Source organism: Pseudoalteromonas sp. AOP31-A2-14, from assembly GCF_052378035.1.
Taxonomy (GTDB): domain Bacteria; phylum Pseudomonadota; class Gammaproteobacteria; order Enterobacterales; family Alteromonadaceae; genus Pseudoalteromonas.
This window is the reverse complement of sequence record NZ_JBQSXI010000001.1, coordinates 612,629-635,501: the sequence shown is the minus strand read 5'-3', so window position 1 is coordinate 635,501 and position 22,873 is coordinate 612,629. Positions and strand designations below refer to the sequence as shown.

Here is a 22,873-nt window from a genome sequence, read left to right as displayed (position 1 = left end):
CTTATTAACCACTTATTTAAGATAGCCATGCGCATTCCTCACATTTATCAAGCAGGTGAAATCACCCTAGCTACAGAGTTTAATTTAGACGACGATGCCGCAGGCCACATTGGCCGCGTACTACGCATGAAAGTAGGCGAAAAAGTATCGCTATTTAACGGCCAAGGCGGCGAATACTTATGTGAGTTAGTCAATGTTGGCAAAAAGTCTGTTTCAGTCATGCCCCTTAAATTTGATGACAAAAACGTTGAATCACCGATTAGTATCCATTTGGGTCAAGGTATTTCTCGGGGCGATAAAATGGACTTTACCATTCAAAAGTCAGTGGAATTGGGAGTGAGTGAAATCACCCCTATATTCAGCCAGCGCTGCGGTGTAAAGTTGAGCCCAGAAAGGCTTGCTAAAAAACATTTACAATGGCAAAAAATAGCTATTGCAGCTGCAGAGCAATCAGGCCGCAATAGCATTACAATTATTCACCCACCAGTTGATATAAATGATTGGCTTAAGCAACCGAGTGAAGAAATTAAACTTACACTACACCCGCGCGCTGAGCACAGTATTAAAACCATTAAAGTACCTAACGCAGGGGTGCGCTTTTTAGTTGGCCCAGAGGGCGGCTTGACCGATACTGAAATAAGCCAAACTAAGCAGCAAAACTTTGTAGATATACGTATTGGGCCGCGCGTACTGCGAACAGAAACCGCAGCTTTAACAGTCTTAAGTGCATTGCAATTACAATTTGGTGATTTAGCGAATTGAAATTTGTTAAAGCAACCCTCATATCTATATTAACGTATTTAGTAAGGCAACGACATGGCAATTAAGTTAGGTATAATTTCAGATCCAATCAGTGGATTCAATATCAAAAAAGACACAGGGTTTGCAATGATGATGCAAGCGCAAAGCCGTGGTTATGAAATTTACTACATCGAAATGGACGACTTATCCCTGCGCCAAGGTAAAAGCTACGCCACAGCTGCCAAAGCAACTGTATTTGATGATGTTGACCACTGGTATGAACTTGAAGAAAAAACCACTATCGCACTTGCTGATTTAGACGTGATTTTAATGCGTAAAGATCCGCCGTTCGATACCGAGTATATTTACGCGACTTATATTTTAGAACGAGCAGAACTTGCGGGTACATTAATCATTAATAAGCCACAAAGCTTACGTGATGCCAACGAAAAGTTGTTTACCGCTTGGTTTAGTGAGCATACTCCAGATACGCTGGTAACGCGCTGTAAGCATCAGATTCGCGCTTTTTTAGCTGAGCACAAAGATATTATTCTAAAGCCCTTAGATGGCATGGGTGGCGCGTCTATTTTCAGAGTAAAAGAGAACGATGCCAATATTGGTGTTATTTGTGAAACCCTCACTGAACATGGCAGCCGTTTTGCCATGGCACAAAACTATATTCCTGAAATCAAACAAGGTGACAAACGCGTACTGGTAATCGATGGCGAAGTGATCCCATATTGCTTAGCACGTATTCCACAAAATGGTGAAACACGAGGTAATTTAGCCGTTGGGGGTCGTGGTGAAGCACGCCCAATTAGCGACTCCGATCGTAAAATTGCCGAAGCAGTCGCACCAACACTAAAAGAAAAAGGACTCGTTTTTGTTGGTTTAGATATTATTGGTGACAAATTAACTGAGATTAACGTTACTGCACCAACTTGCGTTAAAGAAATTGAAGCAGCCTATGACATTTCAATTACTGGGCGTTTATTTGATGCTATCGAAAAACGATTACAACATAAAAGCTAACTTTAAATTTAAATTGCGCCATACTTGTACTGTTATACTCAAACTTCCTGAGATGGTTTGAGTATATATAAATAATCAATTATAAGGGTAACGCTATGCAGTCATTAGAAAATCATTTTTTAATCGCTATGCCTTCAATGCAAGACCCTTTTTATAAAAATGCCGTCACGTATATATGTGAGCACAATGAAGACGGTGCAATGGGTCTTGTTATCAATCAGCCAATTAATATCAATGTGGGAGAGTTATTAGATAAAATTGAAATTGATAACGACAAAACTAAACAAGCCGCGCAGGTGGCTGTTTATGCTGGCGGGCCTGTAAAAACTGACCGCGGGTTTGTTTTACATTCGCCAAAGCCCGGCTTTTCCGCAAGCCAGCCATTAAGCACAGACATCATGATCACTACATCAAAAGATGTACTCGCAAGCCTAACGACTTCAGAAGCACCAGAGCAATTTATTATTACACTAGGTTATTCTGGCTGGGAACAAGGCCAACTAGAACAAGAGCTACTAGAGAACAGCTGGTTGATTATTAAAGCCGATCCCGAGATTATTTTTAATACCCCAGTAGAGCAGCGCTGGGAAAAGGCCGTATCAATGCTCGGCTTTAATGTAAGCCAATTAAGCAGTGAAGCAGGCCATGCCTAAGAAGAATGTATAAATGAGTAAAAGTAACCGCAAACCAGTCGGCGAGCGCACTGTAATGGGCTTTGATTTTGGTACCAAAAGTATTGGAATTGCTATTGGCCAAGAACTAACCGGCAGTGCGCGCAGCCTAACAGCAATAAAAGCCAACGATGGCATCCCGAACTGGGATAATATCAAAAAGCATGTTGATGACTGGCAGCCCGACTTGCTGGTGATTGGCTTACCTTTAAATATGGATGGCACCACGCAAGAAGTAACGTTTAAAGCCAAAAAATTTGCTAATCGTTTACATAATTACACCGGGTTACCGATTGAAACCCAAGATGAACGTCTCACCACAGCAGACGCTAAAGCACGATTATTCGAGCAAGGCGGTTATAAAAACTTAGGTAAGGGTAATGTTGATAATATGTCTGCAGTAATTATTCTCGAGAGCTTTTTTGAACAGGCCTATGGTGAATAATCCACCATGAACATACATATCTGAAAGGTGCGCAAAACCTCGTAGGCTCGAACGGGTTTCGCGCATATTTTATATTTCGTTCATATCTTGAGTTAGTTATTCTTTTTTGTCTAAGCCATCAATGGTCACGCCTTGTAAAAAACCAGCGCCTTGCTGCTCGTTGTTACGTAACTTAATCATTAAACGTAAGTCATTTGGCGAGTCAGCATGATGTAATGCATCAGCGTAGTTAATACGCTGCTGCTGATACAGCTCAAACAATGCCTGGTCAAAGGTTTGCATACCCACTTCTTTTGACTTAGCCATTACCTCTTTAATACTTCCGACATCGCCTTGCTTAATAAGCTCTGCAATCATGGGCGAGTTAAGCAATACTTCAATAGCGGCAACACGGCTATTACCATCTGGTGTTGGCACTAGTTGCTGCGCGATAATAGCGCGTAAATTCAATGCTAAATCGTATTTAAGCTTATCGTGCTTTTCTTTAGGCACTAAATGCATAATGCGGTCAATTGCTTGGTTGGCATTATTAGCGTGCAATGTAGCCACACATAAATGCCCAGTTTCGGCAAAACTAAGCGCGTATTCCATGGTTTCTTGTGAGCGAATTTCACCAATTAAAATTACATCTGGGGCTTGGCGTAATGAGCTTTTAAGCGCCGATTCAAAGCTTTCAGTGTCCAACCCTACTTCGCGCTGAGTAATAATACTTTTGCGATGTTCATGCACAAATTCAATCGGATCTTCAATGGTTAAAATATGGCCGCGCTGGTTACGGTTACGGTAACCAATCAATGCAGCTAGTGAAGTCGACTTACCCGTACCCGTTCCACCAACAAACAATACCAAACCACGCTTTGACATAATCACATCAGTCAGTGTAGACGGTAAACCCAGCTCGCTAATATCTGGAATTTGCGTCACAATGCGGCGAATAACCATGCCGGCTCGGTCACGCTGCCAAAATGCTGAGATCCTAAAGCGGCCTTCGTCATTAGCAATCGCAAAGTTACATTCTTTACTATTATGAAACTCTGTTTTTTGCTTTTCACTCATCGCTGACTCAACCAACTCCAGCGCTTGCTCGTCGGTAAGCTTTTCATCGCCTAACGTAGTTAGCTCACCATTAATTTTTACACTTACTGGTAGCTGGCTTGATACAAATAAATCAGAGCCTTCTTTTTCAATCATGATCTTTAAAAAGAAATTTAGAGACATAGACATTTTTATTCCTTAACAGCGAACTTAAGCGCCAAAATTATTTTTATCTTGCGCTTTAGCACGCGCTTCAGCGTTACTTACTCGGCCTTGGTTAACTAAGTTTATTAAACACTGATCCATAGTCTGCATACCGTGCGATGCCCCCGTTTGAATAGATGAATACATTTGAGCAATTTTGTCTTCACGAATAAGATTACGAATAGCAGGAACACCAATCATAATTTCATGAGCGGCCACTCGTCCGCCCCCCACTTTTTTAAGTAAGGTTTGCGAAATAACGGCACGCAATGACTCAGACAACATAGAGCGCACCATGTCTTTTTCTTCACCTGGGAATACATCGATAATACGGTCAATGGTTTTTGGTGCCGATGTAGTATGTAGCGTACCAAACACTAAATGGCCGGTTTCAGCCGCGGTCATCGCTAAGCGAATAGTTTCAAGGTCACGTAACTCGCCCACTAATATAACATCAGGGTCTTCACGCAGTGCACTTCGTAACGCATTAGAAAAACTATGCGTATCGCGGTGAACTTCACGCTGATTAATTAAACTTAGTTTATTGTCGTGCACGAATTCGATAGGATCTTCAATGGTTAGAATATGGTGATGTTTATTTTGATTAATATAATCTACCATCGCCGCAAGCGTCGTTGATTTACCTGAGCCGGTAGGCCCAGTTACCAGCACTAAGCCACGTGGCGTATCTGAAATAGTTTTAAATATCTCGGGAGCACCTAAATCATCTAAAGTCAGTACTTTACTTGGAATAGTACGAAACACTGCTGCAGGGCCGCGATTTGAATTAAATGCGTTAACACGAAAGCGCGCAAGGTTCGGAACCTCAAACGAAAAATCTACTTCAAGATTTTGTTCATAGTCCTTACGCTGATTATCGTTCATAATATCGTAAACCAGACTATTTACATCTTTGTCTTCAAGTGCTGGAATATTAATACGACGCACATCGCCATCAACACGGATCATCGGAGAAACCCCCGATGATAAATGTAAATCTGATGCATTATGCTGCACACTAAAGGCTAATAATTCGGTAATATCCATTTATGACTCCACAACCAACTGATAATTATATGGTTACAATAGCAGAACGACTTAAATCCGCCTATGCAAGAATTGCCCTTGCGGCTAAAAAATGTCACCGCGATGAAAACGCAGTAACACTATTAGCGGTATCAAAAACTAAACCCACTGAAAATATACTAGCAGCCTATCAGCATGGGCAACGCGCCTTTGGCGAATCTTACGTTCAAGAAGCGGTTAATAAAGTATCGCAATTAGCCTGTTATAGCGACATTGTTTGGCACTTTATTGGTCCAATTCAATCAAATAAAACCGCACTTGTTGCTGAAAACTTTGCCTGGGTGCAAAGTGTTGAGCGCGAAAAAATAGCCAAACGCTTAAATCAACAGCGTCCAGCAGATAAACCTGCATTAAATGTATTAATTCAAATTAACATCAGCTTAGAAGAAGCAAAGTCAGGCTGCCACCCTGATGAAGTTGAAGCACTAGCTGAATATATTAACCAATGCCCTAATTTACTACTGCGCGGGGTAATGGCTATTCCTGCAAAAAGCGATGACGATAAACAACAGTTACAATATTTTGAGCAATTACGCTCTTGCTTTGATAGACTTAAGTCCCAATATCCTCATATAGACACCTTGTCGATGGGGATGAGTGGCGATGTAGAAGCCGCTATTGCAGCAGGCTCGACCATGGTTCGCATCGGCACGGATATTTTTGGCCAACGAAGCTAAGGTGATAACTAAGATATGACAGATAAAACAATTGCATTCATAGGCACAGGTAATATGAGCTATGCCATTATTGGTGGCATGGTAAAAAATGGCTTTGCAGCAAAAAACATTATTGCAACCAACCGCAATCAAGAAAAGCTCGCAAAAGCAGCAGACGACTTTGGCGTGCAAACAACCGCTGATAACAACCAAGCACTAAAAGATGCTGACGTGATTGTGTTGTCTGTAAAGCCACAAATGATGGGCGACCTATGCCAATCGTTTCAAGATTCAGGCGTCGACTTTAGCGACAAGCTATTTATTTCAGTGGCTGCAGGTTTAACTGTAAAACGCTTACGCGAAATGCTAGGTCAAGACGTTAAAATGGTTCGCTGTATGCCAAACACACCTTCATTATTAGGCCGTGGTGTATCGGGCTTATTTGGCGCTGGCGAAACTCAAGACGAGCATGATTTTGTACAGCAAGTATTTGAATGTACAGGTATTGCAATATGGGTTGATAAAGAATCAGAAATCAACAACGTAACGGCAGTAACCGGCTCATCACCTGCTTACTTTTTCTTATTTATGGAAGCCATTGAAGAAAAAGCCAAAGCACTTGGCTTTAATGATGAAGATGCCCGCCGCTTAGTACAACAAACAGCCCTTGGCGCTGCTGAAATGGCATTATCACAACCCGATATCAGTATTTCACAATTGCGTAGTAACGTAACCTCAAAAGGGGGCACTACGCATGCAGCAGTTGAGCATTTAAAATCAGAAGGTCTCACAGCGACAGTTGCTGATGCAATGGATGCCTGTATTGCTCGCGCAGAGGCAATGGAAAAAGAATTGTAAGGTTTTTTGTAAAGGCCTAATTAATGGCCTTTCGCTTAAGCTTAAAGTGCTTTAAGGTGTTAATTTACCTAGATATTCTTATCTAGGTCTTGTTTATTAAGGTAACATAATGAATGCCATGCAATTTTTAATTGGGATCGTATTTGATCTGTTTTTAATGGTGGTGTTATTGCGCTTTTGGCTGCAAACAGCTAGAGCCGATTTCTACAACCCACTTAGCCAGTTTGTAGTAAAAGCCACTTCGTTTGCTGTTAATCCACTACGTAAAATTATTCCCGGTTTAGGTGGGATTGATTTAGCTTCATTGTTATTGGCGTTCATTGTTGCAATAGCAAAAGTATCAACACTGATGTTGTTATTTTATGGTGGCTGGGCTGCATCAACAGCCTTTATTAGCGCCTTTGCAACTGTTATTAAAGAAGCCCTTAACTTAATGTTTTGGGTGTTAATTATCCGCGCATTGCTAAGTTGGATAAGCCAAGGTTACAACCCTATTGAAGCGGTCTTCCATCAATTAACTGAACCAATGCTGCGCCCTATTCGTAAAGTTATACCGCCATTAGGTGGCCTAGATTTGTCAATTGTGGTGTTGATCATCGCCCTGCAATTTTTACAAATGCTATTTTTAGACTTTATTGGTTAATATCTACCTATAAAGAGGCCTGTTGGCCTCTTTATACCAATCACATTAAATGAGTGAGTTACTTTAGCTCTCTCATTTATTACTTTTAATGAGTAAAATTATGAAAAACCTCGCGAGTATATTATTTTTCGCCCTTGCTGGTATTACCTTTAGCGCCCAAAGTGAAGATGTAAACGGCGGCCAATACAAAGAACTTGGCCCATGGCAAGTACATTACATTGCTTTTCCTTCTACTTTTATCCAGCCGAAAATAGCCAAAACCTACAACCTTGAACGCAGCAATTATAAAGGCATTGTGAACATTTCAATTTTAAAAAACAATGCAGATAAAACCGCGCAAAGCGCAGTACTAAGCGGAACGGCTAAAAATTTACTAGGTAACTCTCAACAGCTTGAGTTTAAAGAAGTTAAAGAAGGTGACTCGATTTATTATTTAGCCCAAGTTAAATTTAATAACGAAGAAATTTACCGTTTTGATATCAGCATTCAACAAGGTAACACCGTACAAAAACTGCAATTTCAGCAAAAATTCTACGTAGATTAAGAAGCAACAATGAACAAAAAGTTAGTATTAGCCACCGGTAATCAAGGCAAAGTAAAAGAGCTTGCAGAAATGCTCAGCGCACTTGATATCAACGTAATGCCTCAAAGTGATTTTAACGTAAGTGATGTGGCCGAAACCGGCACCACGTTTGTAGAAAACGCCATTATTAAAGCTCGTCACGCTGCAAAAGCGACCGGCCTTGCTGCCATTGCTGATGACTCAGGCCTTGAAGTAGACGCCTTAAACGGCGCACCCGGTGTTTACTCCGCACGGTACGCAGGGGCTAACGCCTCTGATCAAGATAATATAGATAAATTATTAATCGAGCTTGGTAATAACACGAATCGTAAAGCACGTTTTTGGTGTGTGCTCGTACTAATGCGCCACTCAGACGATCCGACTCCACTGATTTGTAGTGCGAGTTGGGAAGGTGAAATAACCCAAAGCCAAACAGGTTTAGGTGGCTTTGGTTATGACCCTGTTTTTTACGTGCCAGAACTTGCTTGTACCAGCAGTGAACTTACAAAAGATCAAAAAAATACCATGAGTCATCGCGGCCAAGCATTAAAAGCGTTATTAAATGAGCTTAAGCTTAAAGGCGGCCTGTGAACTTACCGTTATTAAGCTTATACATACACGTACCTTGGTGCGTGCAAAAATGCCCTTACTGCGACTTTAATAGCCACGGCCAAAAAGGTGAAATACCCGAAGTAGAATATGTTGAACATTTAATTAATGACTTAAAAGCCGACCTACACTTAGTACAAGGCCGTAAAGTACATTCTATTTTTATAGGTGGCGGCACACCAAGCTTATTATCAGGCAACGCCTATGTGAAATTACTAAACGCGGTAGATTCACTAATTGGCTTGAGTGAAAGCTGCGAAATAACCCTTGAGGCAAACCCAGGCACCGTGGAAACCGGTCGCTTTAAAGAATATGTAGCTGCGGGTATTAATCGTATTTCAATTGGTGTGCAAAGCATGCAAAACGACAAGCTTAAAGCCCTTGGCCGTATTCATGGCGCTGATGAAGCGAAACATGCCGCCGAACAAGCGCATAAAGCGGGGCTAAAAAGCTTTAACCTTGATTTAATGCATGGCTTACCGGGTCAATCAATTGCTGATGCATTAAGCGATTTAAGGCAAATTATTGCTCTTAATCCTGCACATATTTCCTGGTATCAACTAACCATTGAGCCCAACACCCAGTTTGCTTCAAAACCACCAACGTTACCAAAAGACGACGTTCTGTGGGATATTCAAGAACAAGGCCAAGTACTATTGAGTGAAGCCGGTTATCAGCAGTATGAAATATCAGGCTATGCAAAACCAGGATTTCAATGCCAACATAACTTGAATTATTGGCGCTTTGGCGATTATTTAGGCATTGGCTGTGGCGCGCATGGTAAAGTTACAGACGCTAAAACCGGTATTATAAACCGTACTGTAAAAGTAAAGCACCCGCGCGGTTATATGGACTTAACCAAACCATACTTATTTAAAACATGGCCAGTACTTGCAGACGACTTACCGTTTGAATTTTTTATGAATCGCTTGCGGCTTTTTGAAGATTGCCCAAAAAGCGACTTAACCGCACTGACCGGGCTTAGCTTGCAAAGCCAAACAAGTGCCTTAAATCAAGCCATTAATAAAGGCTTGATAAAAGATCAATACACACATTGGCAGGTAAGCCAAAAAGGTCACCGCTTTTTAAATGACCTGCTAGAATTATTTGTTTAGCTAAGCGTTAAACACCGATAATAATAAACTAACAGTTTCTAACAACAAGGGAAAAACATGCGTAAACTTACCTTTATCGCCGCAGCAGTCAGCGTGGCACTTTTAGGCGGTTGCCAGCAAATGCAACAGCAACCAAAACCAGCACCAAGCGTACAAGCCACACCCGTACAAAGCGAAATAGACAAAGCTAATGCGTTTTTTGAAGACACCTTTAATCGCGATGTAATGAGCAGCCCTGTTTATCAAACCTACATGGGCATCAAAAAAGATTACGGAAAATGGGATGATGGCAGCGAAGCTCGCACTTTAAAAGATCATCAACAAGCAAAAGATGACCTTGCAGCCTTAAACGCAATCAATCGCAACCAGCTAGATGAAGCAACAAAAGTAAGCTACGACCTCAAAAAACAAGCTCTTGAAAACAGTATTGCTGACTTTAAATGGCGTTTTCACAACTACCCGGTAAACCAAATGTTTGGTGTTCATTCAATGATCCCGGCATTTTTAATTAACCAGCATCAAATTAGTGATGTAAGCGATGCTAAAGCCTATATTTCACGTTTAAATGGCGTCACGACCGTTATTGACCAATTGATCACCGATTTAGACACCCGCGCCGACAAAGGCATCATTGCCCCTAAGTTTGTATTTCCTCACGTGATTGATTCAAGCAAAAACATTATTCATGGTGCCCCGTTTGAACAAGGTGAAGACTCGACCCTACTTGCTGACTTTAAGCGTAAAGTTACTGACTTAGATATCGCACAAGCAGATAAAGAAGCGCTTTTAAATGATGCTGAAAAAGCCTTAAAATCCGCAGTTAAACCGTCTTACTCTAAACTAATTAATTACTTAGCCCAACTAGAAAAACGCGCAGACAACCGCGATGGTGCGTGGAAACTGCCTGATGGTGAAGCATTTTATAATAATGCTTTAAAACGCACGACTACGACCGATTTAACAGCTAAGGAAATTCATACTATTGGCCTTACTGAAGTATCACGTATTCATGACGAAATGCGCGAAATTAAAGAGGAAGTAGGCTTTAAAGGTGATTTAAACGCCTTTATGCAGTTCATGAAAACGGATAAGCAATTTTATTACCCAAATACCAAAGAAGGTAAACAGCGCTACCTTAGCGAAGCAACAGCTCTTATCGACAACATGAAAACCCGTTTAGATGAGCTATTTATTGTTAAGCCAAAAGCAGGCCTAACCGTGAAAGCTGTAGAAGCATTTCGTGAAAAAGCCGCAGGTAAAGCATTTTATCAACAGCCCGCACCTGATGGCTCGCGCCCAGGAATTTACTACGCTAACCTGTACGATATGGAAGCCATGCCAACTTACCAAATGGAAGCACTGGCTTATCACGAAGGTATTCCGGGCCATCACATGCAAATTGCCATTGCCCAAGAGCTTGAAGACGTGCCTAAGTTCCGTAAGTTTGGTGGTTACACCGCCTACATTGAAGGTTGGGGTTTATACTCTGAATTTTTACCAAAAGAAATGGGCTTATACGAAGACCCGTACTCTGACTTTGGTCGCCTTTCAATGGAATTATGGCGCGCATGTCGCTTAGTCGTTGATACCGGCATCCATGAAATGAAATGGACTCGCCAACAAGGTATTGATTACTATGTAAACAACACGCCAAATGCAACGTCTGACGCCGTTAAAATGGTTGAGCGTCATATTGTTATGCCATCACAAGCAACCGCTTATAAAATCGGTATGTTGAAAATATTAGAACTACGCGAAGCCGCAAGAGTAAAACTTGGCGACAAGTTTGATATACGCGAATTTCACGACATCGTACTAAAAAATGGCGCAGTCCCCCTAAATGTACTTGAACAATTTGTTGATAACTGGGTAGCCAGCAAAGCATAAGTTAAGCTTAAATCAACAGCCAAGAGCCACCTTATAAACAAGGTGGCTTTTTTGTATCCACAAATAAGATCTCGATGTTAGGATGATTTAAGACACTAATTATCACCAAGAGCAAAGATGCTGCGCTATACATAGAGGCTGATTAATAACTTTTGACTATTCTGAGAAACTCTGTGTCCTCGATAGTGAAATTGCTTAAATATTAATTACCACCGAGGACACAGAGGCGCTTCGCGCTACACTGAGTAGACAATAAGGGCTGCTTAATTAATTTTTCCTCTGTGGGACTCTGTGCCCTCGATGGTGAAATTGCTTAAACATTATTACCACCGAGGGCACAGAGACGCTTCGCGCTACACCGAGTAGACAATAAGAGCTGCTTAAGTCATTTTTCTCTGTGGAACTCTGTGTCCTCGGTGGTGAAACTGACTTAAGTATTTTAATTACCACCGAGGGCGCAAAGACGCTTCGCGCTACACTGAGTAGACAATAAGAGCTGCTTAAGTAATTTTTTCTCTGTGGTTCTCTGTTTCCTCGGTGGTGGAACTAGTTTTAACTAATAAATTACTAACGGAAAAATTAAATAGCGCTTGCAGGCGTGCACAACATCACTAAACATAGTAAAATTTTACTAACAGATTAATTATTACGAGCCTTTGTATGTCTATTGCACCTGCGTTATTAAGCCAGCTAGTTAAGTTAGCCCTCGATGAAGATCTAAATTACCAAACAGCCGAGCAAGGCGATATCACCGCGCAACTTATTCCACTAAGCCAGCAAGCTAATGCGAAAGTGATCACGCGTGAAGATTGTGTATTTTGTGGCAAAGACGTCATCATTGAAGTGTTTAAGCAAGTAGACCCAACCGTTACCGTAAATGTGCTGGTAAATGACGGTGATAAAATGAGCGCAAATGACACCCTCTTTACTGCATCCGGCTGTGCACGTGCCATTTTAACCGCAGAACGTACAGCACTTAACTTTTTACAAACGCTCAGTGGTACCGCAACCACAACAGCACACTACGTTAAAGAACTTGCAGGCACCACTACGCAATTACTCGATACACGTAAAACTATTCCGGGGCTTCGTGCCTTACAAAAATACGCTGTAAAATGCGGCGGCGGCGAAAACCATCGTATCGGTTTGTTTGACGCGTTTTTAATTAAAGAAAACCATATTTCAGCCTGCGGCGGAATTGATAACGCCATTGCAAAAGCAAAGCAAAACCATCCAACAAAAGCGGTTGAAGTAGAAGTAGAGTCACTAACAGAGCTTGAGCAAGCCATTAATGCCGGCGCAGACATCATCATGCTCGATAACTTTACCCCAGCACAAATAAAACAAGCAGTCACACTTACCGATAAACGCGCTAAACTAGAAGTATCGGGCAACATGACCATTGAAACACTACGCACTTATTCACAAGCCGGCGTTGATTTTATTTCAAGCGGCGCACTTACAAAAAACTTACATTCCATTGACCTATCCATGCGATTTCAATGATTATCCAGCAATCAAACTTAACCAACCCAACCCTAAAGTATTGACATTGAAACTAAAAAAGCGTTAAACACGCTAAAAGTACCATTTGAAAAAATGGTACTAATTTAGCTTTATTTAAATAAAAACACAGAACTATCAATATTTTAAAACAAGTTCGTTTATAAAGCACAAGTTACGAACTTTGGCTTTAAATTTAAATTCAGCGCAAATTCAGGCTACTTATGGATCAACATAATAAGCAAGTAAAGTAAGCTATACTAAAGTTGCTTGCCTAGAGCCTAGAAGATCTAAAAAAGGCACTTTAGTAACGCGTTTACAAAGCAACCATAATACTCGCAGAACTCTAAAAATTAACTTTAAAACAACAAAACATGCTTTAAAATTTACGTTTTAGTGCTAGAGTAAGTCTAACTACCTACTCACTGTTAGCAGTAAATAGGTTATTGGAATGGTTTTTTGATTCAAACAGTAAGTAAAACCGTAAATATAATAATTAAACAACAAGCCGGTGTTTTAATTACTCATTTACAACACACTATCCTTTAGGAGAGGAACATGACAAAAATGACACAACAGAAACAACAGGGTTTCACCCTAATTGAATTAATGAGTGTAGTAGCAATCATCGGTATTCTAGCAGCCGTAGCGTTGCCAGCTTATCAAAACTATACGGCAAAATCTCAAGTAACAGCTTGTTTAGCTGAAATCGCACCAGGAAAAACCGCTTTTGAAATTAAAATGAACGAAGGCACTGCTTCAGAAACTATGACTGAAGAGCAGATGGGAATAAATACAAAAGCCTGCTCTGGTGCTGTTATTGAATCTGAACCGGATGATGGCTCTGGAACTATTGTAGGGACTGTTGCGGGAGGGCCAGCAGTTAGTGGCAGGACAGTTACCCTTACTCGCTCAGTTGATGGCGCCTGGACATGTTCATCTGATGCTGATGATGAACATAAACCAACAAGCTGTTAAGAAAACAATTTAGAGCGCATTCAGCGCTCTTTTTTCTGGTTTTAAAATTGACTAAAAATAATAATTTAACAGTTCTTTTTACACCTCTTTTTATTCTAAGTGTACTTTTCTACTTGCCTAACTCTGGTGGTTTTGGTTATTCGCTGCCGTTTAATTCACTCGCTCTTTTGTCACTAGGATTGATCATTTTTGTGTTAGCGCAGTTAGCATGCAAAAATTCTGAGTTTAGTACAGATAACTTCCTTAAAGCAGCGTGCATACTTTTAATTATACTATCTAGCCCTTTACTTTGTAGCAATGAGACTCAGCTCTACAAATCATTCCCACGATTTTTTACAATACTTATCGGTATACTACTTTACTTTGCATTGACCCAACTAAATCCGAATAAAGCTCAATTGAAGCAGTTACTACTGCTGGTTTGTGCATCAACTTTCATAAGCTCTTGCTTTGCACTTTATCAAAATTACTTAATGACTAGCGACAGTTACTTCGCAATTAAAATTGAGTACGGTCGTCCTACAGGTATTTTTCAACAAGTCAATGTTCTGGCAAGCTATACAGCCACTGGCATTGCAGTTTCTTTATATTTATTAGGTTCTGTAAAAAATAAATTGATCATCAATCTACTGCTTGCCTGTACATTAATTAATTCCTGGGTACTATTTTTAACCCAGTCAAGAACAAGCCTTTTAGCTGGTGCTATTATTGCTCTGTACTATCTTTTGTTACTCATAAAAAAAAGAAAGCTAAAAAAACTAACCCTATTAATAGCACTCGTAGGTACAAGCTTAATGCTTGCTAAAACCATCCCCTATAGCGCTGGTAATGATTATGTTACAAAAAAAGAGATTATTAGCTCACCTAAAATTAGAATGTACATCTACCAAGATAGTTTTGAACTATTTTTACAAAAACCACTTTTAGGCCATGGTTATGGCAGCTTTCACAGGAAGATCATAGATTACTCGGCTACAAAAGCAGCGGAAAGGGGTGGTATAAATTATGGGGTTAAAGTTACACACCCCCACAATGAAATATTACTATGGGTGGTTGAAGGTGGTATTATTGCGGGACTTCCGATAATAGTAATTTTTAGCTATTTCTGTTATCTAATCTTTTCTAGCAAGGCAAGCAATAAAGTAGGCCTATTCCTGCTAATAACACCTATTCTGATACATACGCTAACAGAACACCCTTTTTACCAATCAACTCTACATTATGCAGTTTTTGTAACTTTGATCTTTATCGTGCTTAAGCTTTGCAATTTAGGTAATAACTCTATCAATCTAAATATTAGCATTATCAAAGTGTTAAACTTAGTTTTTTTCATAATATTAATCATTTTTTCACTTACAGCTCTACAGTCTTCAATGTTACTGAGACAATACATTTATAAAGAGCCGAATAACCATATATTGCTATCTCAGACTTTAAACCCATTTGTAGAGTATAAGTTTAAAGAAATTCAAATAAACACCATTAAACTAGAAGTCGCACTTCAACAAAAAAACTATAATGAAGTTATTAACTTTTTAACTTGGTCAGAAGTTTTTTTAAAAGCTTACCCAAGTGATTATATTTACTTTGAAACAATAAGAGCTATGAAAGCACTTTCAATGGGTAAGCAAGCGAATGCTCTAACAATTGAAGCCAAGCACCTATATCCAAAAAATAACTCTTGGGATACAGGCACCTGGGAACCATCAAACAGTTGATACTGAATTAGGTCTAATATGGCAAAGAAAAATGAACAGTCAAGCAATGATACCTTTCAGTGGATTGGCGTTAGTGCGCGCGGGAAAAAGCTTGAAGGCGAAATGACGGCTGCAAGCATTGCCCTTGTTAAAGCCCAGCTACGTAAACAAAATATCACCCCCTCTAAAGTAAAACGTAAAGCAAAACCCCTTTTTGGTATTCAAAGTAAACAAAAAATTACCGCTAAAGATATTGCTTTAGTGACACGGCAAATAGCCACTATGCTAATGGCAGGCGTGCCGCTCATTCAAGCCATTGATATGATTGGCTCAGGCTCTGATAATAAAAGTGTCACTAAACTAATGGAAACCATTGGTGATGAAGTAAAAGCAGGAGCCCCCCTTTCAAACGCGCTACGTAAACACCCTCGCTACTTTGATGATTTATATTGCGATTTAGTGGCATCGGGTGAACAATCTGGCGCACTTGATAAAATTTTTGACCGCATCGCTATTTATAAAGAAAAATCTGAAGCGCTAAAGTCAAAAATTAAAAAGGCCATGTTTTACCCCATCGCTGTATTAGTAATTGCATTAGTTGTGACGTCCATATTACTTATTTTTGTAGTACCGCAATTTCAAGATATATTTGCCGGCTTTGGTGCAGAGCTCCCCGCTTTTACTTTAATGGTGATTGGTATTTCTGAATTTATGCAAGAATACTGGTGGATAATATTCATCGCTATTGTTGTGTTTATTTGGGCATACAAAGAAGCGCTATTAAAAAATAAAAAACTGCGTGATGCCAACGACAAAGCTATTTTAAAACTGCCTATTATTGGCATGATTTTGAATAAAGCCGCTGTTGCCCGCTATGCACGCACGCTTTCTACCACCTTTGCGGCAGGTGTACCACTGGTTGATGCGCTGGATTCTGCTGCTGGTGCCTCTGGTAATGCTGTGTATCGTTACGCTATTTTAGATATAAAAGCTGAGGTAAGCTCGGGTAACCAAATGAACTGGGCAATGCGTAATTCAAAGATATTCCCCGATATGGTTATTCAAATGGTGGCGATTGGTGAAGAGTCAGGCTCCCTAGATAGTATGCTAGCTAAAGTGGCTACTATTTATGAGCAAGAAGTTGACGACGCCGTTGATGGCCTTTCCAGCTTACTTGAACCTCTTATAATGGTTGTGCTTGGTGTATTAGTTGGCGGCCTAATTATTGCCATGTATTTACCGATATTCCAACTAGGCTCAGTGATTTAATTACCTAGATTCAAATTGTAAGTGCATAACTTGTTTTGGCTAGATTAAGTGGTCAGTTGCTCATAAACTAACTGCTTTTTCTCCGGCAAGAGATTTTACAATGAGACATTACAAACAACTGACCTATGCGCAAAGATGCCAGATCGCCGTTCTAAAGAAAAGCGGTTTTACGCAACAAAGTATTGCTGAGCTAACTAATTTATCGCAATCTACGATTTCAAGAGAGCTTTCTAGAAATACAGGTAAGCGAGGTTACAGACACAAACAAGCTCATGAGCGGGCTTTGTTTCGCCGAAGAAGTGTAAGAAAACCGCTTAAGATGACACCTGAAATGATAGCTTTAATTACCCAGAAGCTTAATGAGAAGTGGAGTCCTGAACAAATAACGGGATGGTTACGCAAAGAAAGTGAACTGTCTGTCAGCCATGAATGCATTTATCTGTATATCTGGGAAGATAAAAAAGCAGGTGGTGAGTTATACCTACATCTGCGCCGACACGGTAAGAAATATCACAAGCGCAGTCATGGTAAAACAAACCGAGGGCAAATAAAAAATCGCGTTAGCATTGAAGAGCGCCCACAAATAGTTGATGAGAAAGGTCGTATCGGAGATTGGGAAATAGATACCGTCATAGGCAAAGGTCATCGAGGCGCCTTTGTTACCATTGTAGAGCGGGTCACCCAATTCACTGTATCAACTCAGGTGGCAGGCAAAACAGCACAAGCCGTCACTGCGGCGACGATAGAGCTATTAAGGCCATATAGGTCAGCGCTTCATAGCATCACGGCTGACAATGGAAAAGAGTTCGCTTATCACGAGCAAATCACAGAGGCTTTAAGTGTTCCTGTTTATTTTGCTCACCCTTATCACTCATGGGAGCGCGGATTGAATGAAAACACGAATGGATTACTACGTCAGTATTGGCCGAAGAGCACCGATTTTAAGGCGGTAACACCAGCGCAAGTTATACCAGTACTTGAGCAACTTAATAATCGTCCGAGGAAGACACTTGGATTTGAAACGCCTGCAAAATTGATGCAGGATCACTTGGCGGCTAAAGCCGCCTAAACGTTATGCACTTCAGATTTGAATCCGCGTTATTAAAAAATAGTGATAGTTTACTTTTATGTTAATCTTCTCAGTGTAGCGCGTAGCGCCTCAGTGAACTCGGTGGTAAAAAGGGTTTGCAGGCTCGGAGCAACAATACAATGATTATATCACCACCGAGAACACAGATCTCCACAGAGAAGCCAAAAGTGATTGTTCAACTTTTATGACTCCTCAGTGTAGCGCGTAGCACCTCGGTGAACTCGCCGGTAAAAAGTTTTAAATAACTAATTCACTTATTTTTTGAATAACTTTAAGGAAAGTAATGCTCGATTTTTTATCCGATATAACCACTGTAATGCAAAGCCAGTTGTGGTTTTATTTACTCACTGTAGGCCTTGTTAGCCTTTGCATTGGTAGTTTTTTAAATGTAGTTATTTACCGCATACCGCTGATGATGCAGCGTGAATGGCAAACCGAGTGCCGTACTTTACTTGCCGATGAGCTAAGTAATGAACAAAATAACCAAACAACACCAACTAAGCCCTTTAATTTAGTTACGCCTAGCTCAACCTGCCCAAACTGTAAAACCACCATAAAAGCATGGCAGAACATCCCGGTACTAAGCTGGCTGTTACTCAAAGGGCGTTGTGCGAGCTGTAAGCATCCTATTACAGTGCGTTATCCAATTATTGAAGTACTTACTGCTATTTTAAGTTTAACCGTTGCTTATACTTTTGGCGCAACCGAACAAGCACTGCTTTATATTGTTATTACCTGGTTTTTAGTCACACTTACCTTTATTGATATTGATCATATGCTATTGCCCGATCAGCTCACTTTACCACTGATTTGGCTTGCGCTCATTGCCGCAGTTTTAGGTATTACCATACCACCAAGTGATGCGATTATCGGCGCCGCTTGCGGCTATTTAAGCCTTTGGAGTGTTTACTGGTTATTTAAATTACTGACCGGTAAGGAAGGCATGGGCTATGGCGACTTTAAGTTACTGGCTGTTTTTGGTGCATTACTTGGTTGGCAATTTTTGCTTATGATTATTTTACTCTCAAGCGTTGTCGGTGCCATTATTGGTATTGCACTACTTTCGATTCAAGGCAAAGATAAAACCACACCCATTCCCTTTGGCCCTTACTTAGCAATTGCAGGCTGGATTGCTATGCTTTGGGGGACACAACTAAAAACCTACTATTTTAATTGGCTTGGTTATTAAGTATGGCTAATACTACCGTTAATGGTGCGACTAAAAACATAAGTATAAACAAATGGACGCTTGGGTTAACAGGCGGCATTGGCTGTGGTAAAAGTGCCGTAAGTGCTATATTTGAAGCACAAGGTATAACCATTGTGGATGCCGATATTATTGCCCGTGAAGTTGTAGCACCAAAAAGTGATGGCTTAAATGCAATAATCGAGCACTTTGGCAGTGATATTTTAAATCAAGATCAAACCCTAAACCGCAGTAAACTGCGTGCGCTTATATTTGCAGAGCAAGTGCAAAAAACCTGGTTAAATAACTTATTGCACCCGCTTATTCGCAAAAAAATACAAACTGATTTAAACAGCGCTACCAGCCCATACGTTATTTTAGTTGCGCCATTATTATTTGAAAACGGCCTTGATAAATATTGCCAACGTACATTATTGATTGATGTGCCAGTAGCAGTGCAATTAACTAGAACCATAAAACGTGACAATATTTCGAAAGTGCAAGCACAAGCAATTATTGATGCGCAAATGTCTCGCAGTGATAAAAAAGCCCGTGCAATTGACGTAATTAATAATAACCAACCACTTAAAGATGTGAGTGCTGAGGTTTTAAAGTACCACCAGCATTATTTAAAGCTAGCGGTTAAAAGTTAGCGACACTCAGCTAATATTTAACTTACTTTAAAGCAAAGTTACTATAAGAATAAAAATTTAGTGTTTTAGCTGGCAAATTAACCTAAATCGCCAAGACTAATGTTATACCCTACTTTTTTCTGATAAGTTGCAGTTATGAATGAATATTTAAAGGTGCGCAATGAATATTAACTCACCACTACTTCGAAAATTTATCACACTTGGCCGCATCGACGCAGAAACGGTAAAGCTGAAACAGCGAGACTTTAGTTCAACTGCCGAGCTAATTAGCTCCTGCAGTGGTATTGATGGCCAAGAGCTGGCTGAACAATGCCTAGATTTTTTTCGGGTACCTTATTTTGATATTAAAGACTTTGATATTGAATTTATCTCTAAAGAGTTAGTTAAAGAAAAACTGATCCGTCAGCACCATATTCTCCCGTTAGTCAAAAAAGGCCGTAAACTTTATATTGCCGCTTCTGATCCGACCGATTACGGTGCTTTTGAGAACTTTGAATTTAGTACCGGCCTCTCTTGTGAAGTGGTGGTAGTTGATTACCGCCAACTCGAAAATAAAATAGAGCAATTATTAGATGCCAGCAGCAGTTTACATTTAAGTGACGATGAGTTTAAAGAGTTTGGTGATTTAGAAACCGAACAAAAAGACGTTAAAAGCCCAGGTGAAGAAGACAAAGACGATGCACCTATTATTGTCTATATCAATAAAATTTTGATGGACGCGATTAAAAAAGGCGCGTCAGACTTACACTTTGAACCTTATGAACATAAATACCGAGTTCGGTTTCGTATCGATGGTATTTTGCATGAAATGGCAAGCCCACCAAATAGCTTAGCGACACGCCTTTCAGCACGTTTAAAAGTAATGGCTCGCTTGGATATTGCAGAAAAACGTAAACCCCAAGATGGACGTATAAAACTAAAAATTACCGAACGTAAAAGTATCGACTTTCGTGTCAGCACCTTGCCAACCTTGTGGGGTGAAAAAATAGTTATGCGAATACTTGATTCATCAAGTGCCATGCTTGGCATTGATGTACTAGGTTACGAACCTGAGCAAAAAGCACTATACATGAATGCTTTAGCACAACCACAAGGCATGATACTTGTTACTGGCCCTACCGGCTCTGGTAAAACGGTATCCCTGTACACTGGTTTAAACATACTTAATCAGCCCGAGCGTAATATTAGTACCGCCGAAGACCCGGTAGAGATTAACCTTGAAGGGGTTAACCAAGTACAAATAAACCCTAAAGCAGAGATGACTTTTGCCAACGCACTAAAAGCATTTTTACGTCAAGATCCTGATGTGGTGATGGTAGGTGAAATACGTGACCTTGAAACCGCTGAAATATCTATAAAAGCAGCGCAAACAGGTCACTTAGTTATGTCTACTCTGCATACTAATTCAGCACCTGAAACCTTAACCCGTTTATTAAATATGGGTGTGCCCGCCTACAACGTGGCAAGTTCGATTACCCTCATTATTGCACAGCGTCTTGCGCGTCGTTTATGCCCTAAATGTAAAACCCCCGAAACACTGCCTGAAGAAGAACTTTTACGCCAGGGGGTTGATAAATCAAAACTTGACGAGCTAACATTATTTACACCAAAAGGATGTGATAGTTGTACTGAAGGTTACAAGGGCCGTGTAGGTATTTATGAAGTAATGGAAGTCACCCCTGAAATTGCACAAATTATTATGCGTGGTGGTAATTCTTTAGAAATTGCAGAGGTATCACTTAAATCAGGCTTTAATAACTTGCGTTTATCTGGCCTTAAAAAAGCAGCAGATGGCGTAACATCCCTTGCTGAAATTAACCGAGTAACGAGCTTTTAAAGTATTAAGTTAATACGTGTTTATATAAGCACGTATTATTACCCTACCCTATGATCTATTCACTGAATTCTATAAAATACGCAAAAAGATTAATGAGTTTATATTATGCCAACCGTTGTTAATTGCCCAACCTGTAAAAACCAAGTCGAGTGGAACGATAAAAGTGAGCACCGCCCATTTTGCTCAAAGCGTTGCCAGCTTATTGATTTAGGCGAGTGGTCGTTTGAAAACAATAAAATATCAAGCCCCGTCACCAACGCAAACGATTTAAGCCAAGATATGATTGAAGATATTGAAGCGATGCTTGCAAAAAATGACGATGAGTTTTTTAAATAAATATGTAAGTTAATACATACGCGAATCAAGTTTGCCCATACAGGAGTTAGATTTTCACTGGTTTAATGGTTTAACTGCCTAATGAAAAAAAGCGCTAAATAAATTAGCGCTTATGGGTAAATTAACGGCTTTTATTATGGCCTTTTTTACGTTTATGCTTTTTCATTTCAGATAGCTTTTCACGCTGCTCTTCATTGAGCACCTGCCAGATTTGATGCTGCGTTTTAAGTTTTTCCATCGCAATACTATTACCTTTTTCGGTGCGAGCATCAAGCAGCTCTTGCGCAGCGTTTTCATCGAATTTAGCTGCACTAAGTAATACTGCCATCTTTTCTTTATGTGCTTTACGTGCCGCTTTAAAATCGTCTTTATTGCCGCTGCGCTTAGCTTCTCTTTTCGCTTTATTGGCATCAAAGATAACTTTAAGTTGATCTTGCTGCGCTTGTGTTAAAGCTAATTTTTCAACACCACGCTCTGATAATAAAAAGCGTGCTTGTCTGTCACCGTGATGATGTTCCATGCCACCTTTAGCCATTACATTAGTAGCACCTAGCGTTGCTGTAGCAAGGCCACAAATTAGCACAAGTTTAGAAAGTTTAGTTGTCATTGTCATAATTATTACCTTTGGTTGTTGGATTACTCGTTGAGTTACCATTACTGGGTTGAGTCAGTAAATTCACTATACCCCTTACAGTGCAAAGTAACGCAAACGAGTGTAAAGGTTGTGTAAAGGTTCACTTTTAGGCTATTTCGCGGTTAAAATAAGCTGACATACAACAC

The 22,873-nt window shown here is 40.2% G+C and carries 23 protein-coding genes; 20 read left to right on the top strand and 3 right to left on the bottom strand.

The features are described from left to right. Positions 1-27: 27 nt before the first annotated feature. From rsmE to ruvX, 4 genes are all read left to right on the top strand, one after another. Complete coding sequence (gene rsmE / locus ACT3S9_RS02960) at positions 28-762, top strand: 16S rRNA (uracil(1498)-N(3))-methyltransferase (RefSeq protein ID WP_441993008.1); 735 nt, start codon at positions 28-30, stop codon at positions 760-762. Between the two features lie 54 nt (positions 763-816). Then, a complete protein-coding gene (gshB, locus tag ACT3S9_RS02955; RefSeq protein WP_441833842.1) occupies positions 817-1,773 on the top strand; it encodes a glutathione synthase in 957 nt (318 codons plus the stop codon). 95 nt (positions 1,774-1,868) lie between these two features. Continuing rightward, positions 1,869-2,426: a YqgE/AlgH family protein gene (locus ACT3S9_RS02950; RefSeq protein ID WP_441833841.1), complete on the top strand. Its 558-nt coding sequence runs from the start codon at positions 1,869-1,871 to the stop codon at positions 2,424-2,426. Between the two features lie 13 nt (positions 2,427-2,439). Further along, on the top strand, positions 2,440-2,889 hold the full coding sequence (gene ruvX, locus ACT3S9_RS02945; RefSeq protein WP_441833840.1) for a Holliday junction resolvase RuvX: 450 nt from the start codon (positions 2,440-2,442) through the stop codon (positions 2,887-2,889). Between the two features lie 96 nt (positions 2,890-2,985). On the opposite strand, the gene ACT3S9_RS02940 is transcribed toward ruvX, so the two are convergent. Both ACT3S9_RS02940 and ACT3S9_RS02935 read right to left on the bottom strand, forming a co-directional pair. Continuing rightward, positions 2,986-4,113 carry a PilT/PilU family type 4a pilus ATPase gene (locus ACT3S9_RS02940; protein WP_441833839.1) on the bottom strand — a complete coding sequence of 376 codons (1,128 nt, stop codon included), beginning with the start codon at positions 4,111-4,113 and terminating at the stop codon, positions 2,986-2,988. A gap of 21 nt (positions 4,114-4,134) precedes the next feature. Further along, the gene (locus ACT3S9_RS02935) at positions 4,135-5,175 is read right to left on the bottom strand and encodes a type IV pilus twitching motility protein PilT (RefSeq protein WP_441833838.1); all 1,041 of its coding nucleotides are present in this window, start codon (positions 5,173-5,175) and stop codon (positions 4,135-4,137) included. Between the two features lie 2 nt (positions 5,176-5,177). Here ACT3S9_RS02935 and ACT3S9_RS02930 point away from each other — a divergent pair, with 2 nt between their 5' ends. The 16 genes from ACT3S9_RS02930 to yacG all read left to right on the top strand — a co-directional run bounded on the left by ACT3S9_RS02930 (position 5,178) and on the right by yacG (position 22,093). Then, positions 5,178-5,891 (top strand): YggS family pyridoxal phosphate-dependent enzyme, encoded by a 714-nt coding sequence (locus ACT3S9_RS02930; RefSeq protein WP_441833837.1) that lies wholly within the window; start codon positions 5,178-5,180, stop codon positions 5,889-5,891. A gap of 15 nt (positions 5,892-5,906) precedes the next feature. Then, positions 5,907-6,728 carry a pyrroline-5-carboxylate reductase gene (gene proC / locus ACT3S9_RS02925; protein WP_441833836.1) on the top strand — a complete coding sequence of 274 codons (822 nt, stop codon included), beginning with the start codon at positions 5,907-5,909 and terminating at the stop codon, positions 6,726-6,728. 109 nt (positions 6,729-6,837) lie between these two features. Then, complete coding sequence (locus ACT3S9_RS02920) at positions 6,838-7,371, top strand: YggT family protein (RefSeq protein WP_441833835.1); 534 nt, start codon at positions 6,838-6,840, stop codon at positions 7,369-7,371. Positions 7,372-7,471: 100 nt separating this feature from the next. Continuing rightward, positions 7,472-7,915, top strand: a complete 444-nt coding sequence (locus tag ACT3S9_RS02915) for a DUF4426 domain-containing protein (RefSeq protein ID WP_441833834.1) — start codon at positions 7,472-7,474, stop codon at positions 7,913-7,915. Positions 7,916-7,924: 9 nt separating this feature from the next. Continuing rightward, complete coding sequence (locus ACT3S9_RS02910; protein WP_441833833.1) at positions 7,925-8,524, top strand: XTP/dITP diphosphatase; 600 nt, start codon at positions 7,925-7,927, stop codon at positions 8,522-8,524. Continuing rightward, positions 8,521-9,657 (top strand): radical SAM family heme chaperone HemW, encoded by a 1,137-nt coding sequence (hemW, locus tag ACT3S9_RS02905; RefSeq protein ID WP_441833832.1) that lies wholly within the window; start codon positions 8,521-8,523, stop codon positions 9,655-9,657. The genes ACT3S9_RS02910 and hemW overlap by 4 nt, the downstream gene beginning before the upstream one ends. Positions 9,658-9,714: 57 nt before the next feature. Continuing rightward, the gene (locus ACT3S9_RS02900; RefSeq protein WP_441833831.1) at positions 9,715-11,544 is read left to right on the top strand and encodes a DUF885 domain-containing protein; all 1,830 of its coding nucleotides are present in this window, start codon (positions 9,715-9,717) and stop codon (positions 11,542-11,544) included. A gap of 660 nt (positions 11,545-12,204) precedes the next feature. Further along, positions 12,205-13,050, top strand: a complete 846-nt coding sequence (nadC, locus tag ACT3S9_RS02895; protein WP_441833830.1) for a carboxylating nicotinate-nucleotide diphosphorylase — start codon at positions 12,205-12,207, stop codon at positions 13,048-13,050. A gap of 555 nt (positions 13,051-13,605) precedes the next feature. After that, complete coding sequence (locus ACT3S9_RS02890) at positions 13,606-14,025, top strand: pilin (protein ID WP_441833829.1); 420 nt, start codon at positions 13,606-13,608, stop codon at positions 14,023-14,025. 47 nt (positions 14,026-14,072) lie between these two features. After that, entirely contained in the window at positions 14,073-15,743 is a 1,671-nt protein-coding gene (locus ACT3S9_RS02885; RefSeq protein ID WP_441833828.1) for a Wzy polymerase domain-containing protein, read from the top strand. A gap of 18 nt (positions 15,744-15,761) precedes the next feature. Continuing rightward, entirely contained in the window at positions 15,762-16,991 is a 1,230-nt protein-coding gene (locus ACT3S9_RS02880) for a type II secretion system F family protein (RefSeq protein WP_441833827.1), read from the top strand. Between the two features lie 100 nt (positions 16,992-17,091). After that, on the top strand, positions 17,092-18,060 hold the full coding sequence (locus ACT3S9_RS02875) for an IS30 family transposase (RefSeq protein WP_444750711.1): 969 nt from the start codon (positions 17,092-17,094) through the stop codon (positions 18,058-18,060). Positions 18,061-18,364: 304 nt separating this feature from the next. Then, entirely contained in the window at positions 18,365-19,270 is a 906-nt protein-coding gene (locus ACT3S9_RS02870) for a prepilin peptidase (protein WP_441833826.1), read from the top strand. Positions 19,271-19,272: 2 nt separating this feature from the next. After that, positions 19,273-19,920 carry a dephospho-CoA kinase gene (gene coaE, locus ACT3S9_RS02865; RefSeq protein ID WP_441833825.1) on the top strand — a complete coding sequence of 216 codons (648 nt, stop codon included), beginning with the start codon at positions 19,273-19,275 and terminating at the stop codon, positions 19,918-19,920. 160 nt (positions 19,921-20,080) lie between these two features. Next, complete coding sequence (gene pilB, locus ACT3S9_RS02860; protein WP_441995228.1) at positions 20,081-21,757, top strand: type IV-A pilus assembly ATPase PilB; 1,677 nt, start codon at positions 20,081-20,083, stop codon at positions 21,755-21,757. A 105-nt stretch (positions 21,758-21,862) separates the two neighbouring features. Beyond that, positions 21,863-22,093 carry a DNA gyrase inhibitor YacG gene (yacG, locus tag ACT3S9_RS02855; RefSeq protein ID WP_441833823.1) on the top strand — a complete coding sequence of 77 codons (231 nt, stop codon included), beginning with the start codon at positions 21,863-21,865 and terminating at the stop codon, positions 22,091-22,093. Positions 22,094-22,214: 121 nt separating this feature from the next. Here the strand turns inward: yacG and ACT3S9_RS02850 are convergent, their stop codons facing one another. Next, positions 22,215-22,706, bottom strand: coding sequence for a Spy/CpxP family protein refolding chaperone (locus tag ACT3S9_RS02850; protein WP_441833822.1), 492 nt, complete (start codon positions 22,704-22,706; stop codon positions 22,215-22,217). Positions 22,707-22,873 lie beyond the last annotated feature (167 nt).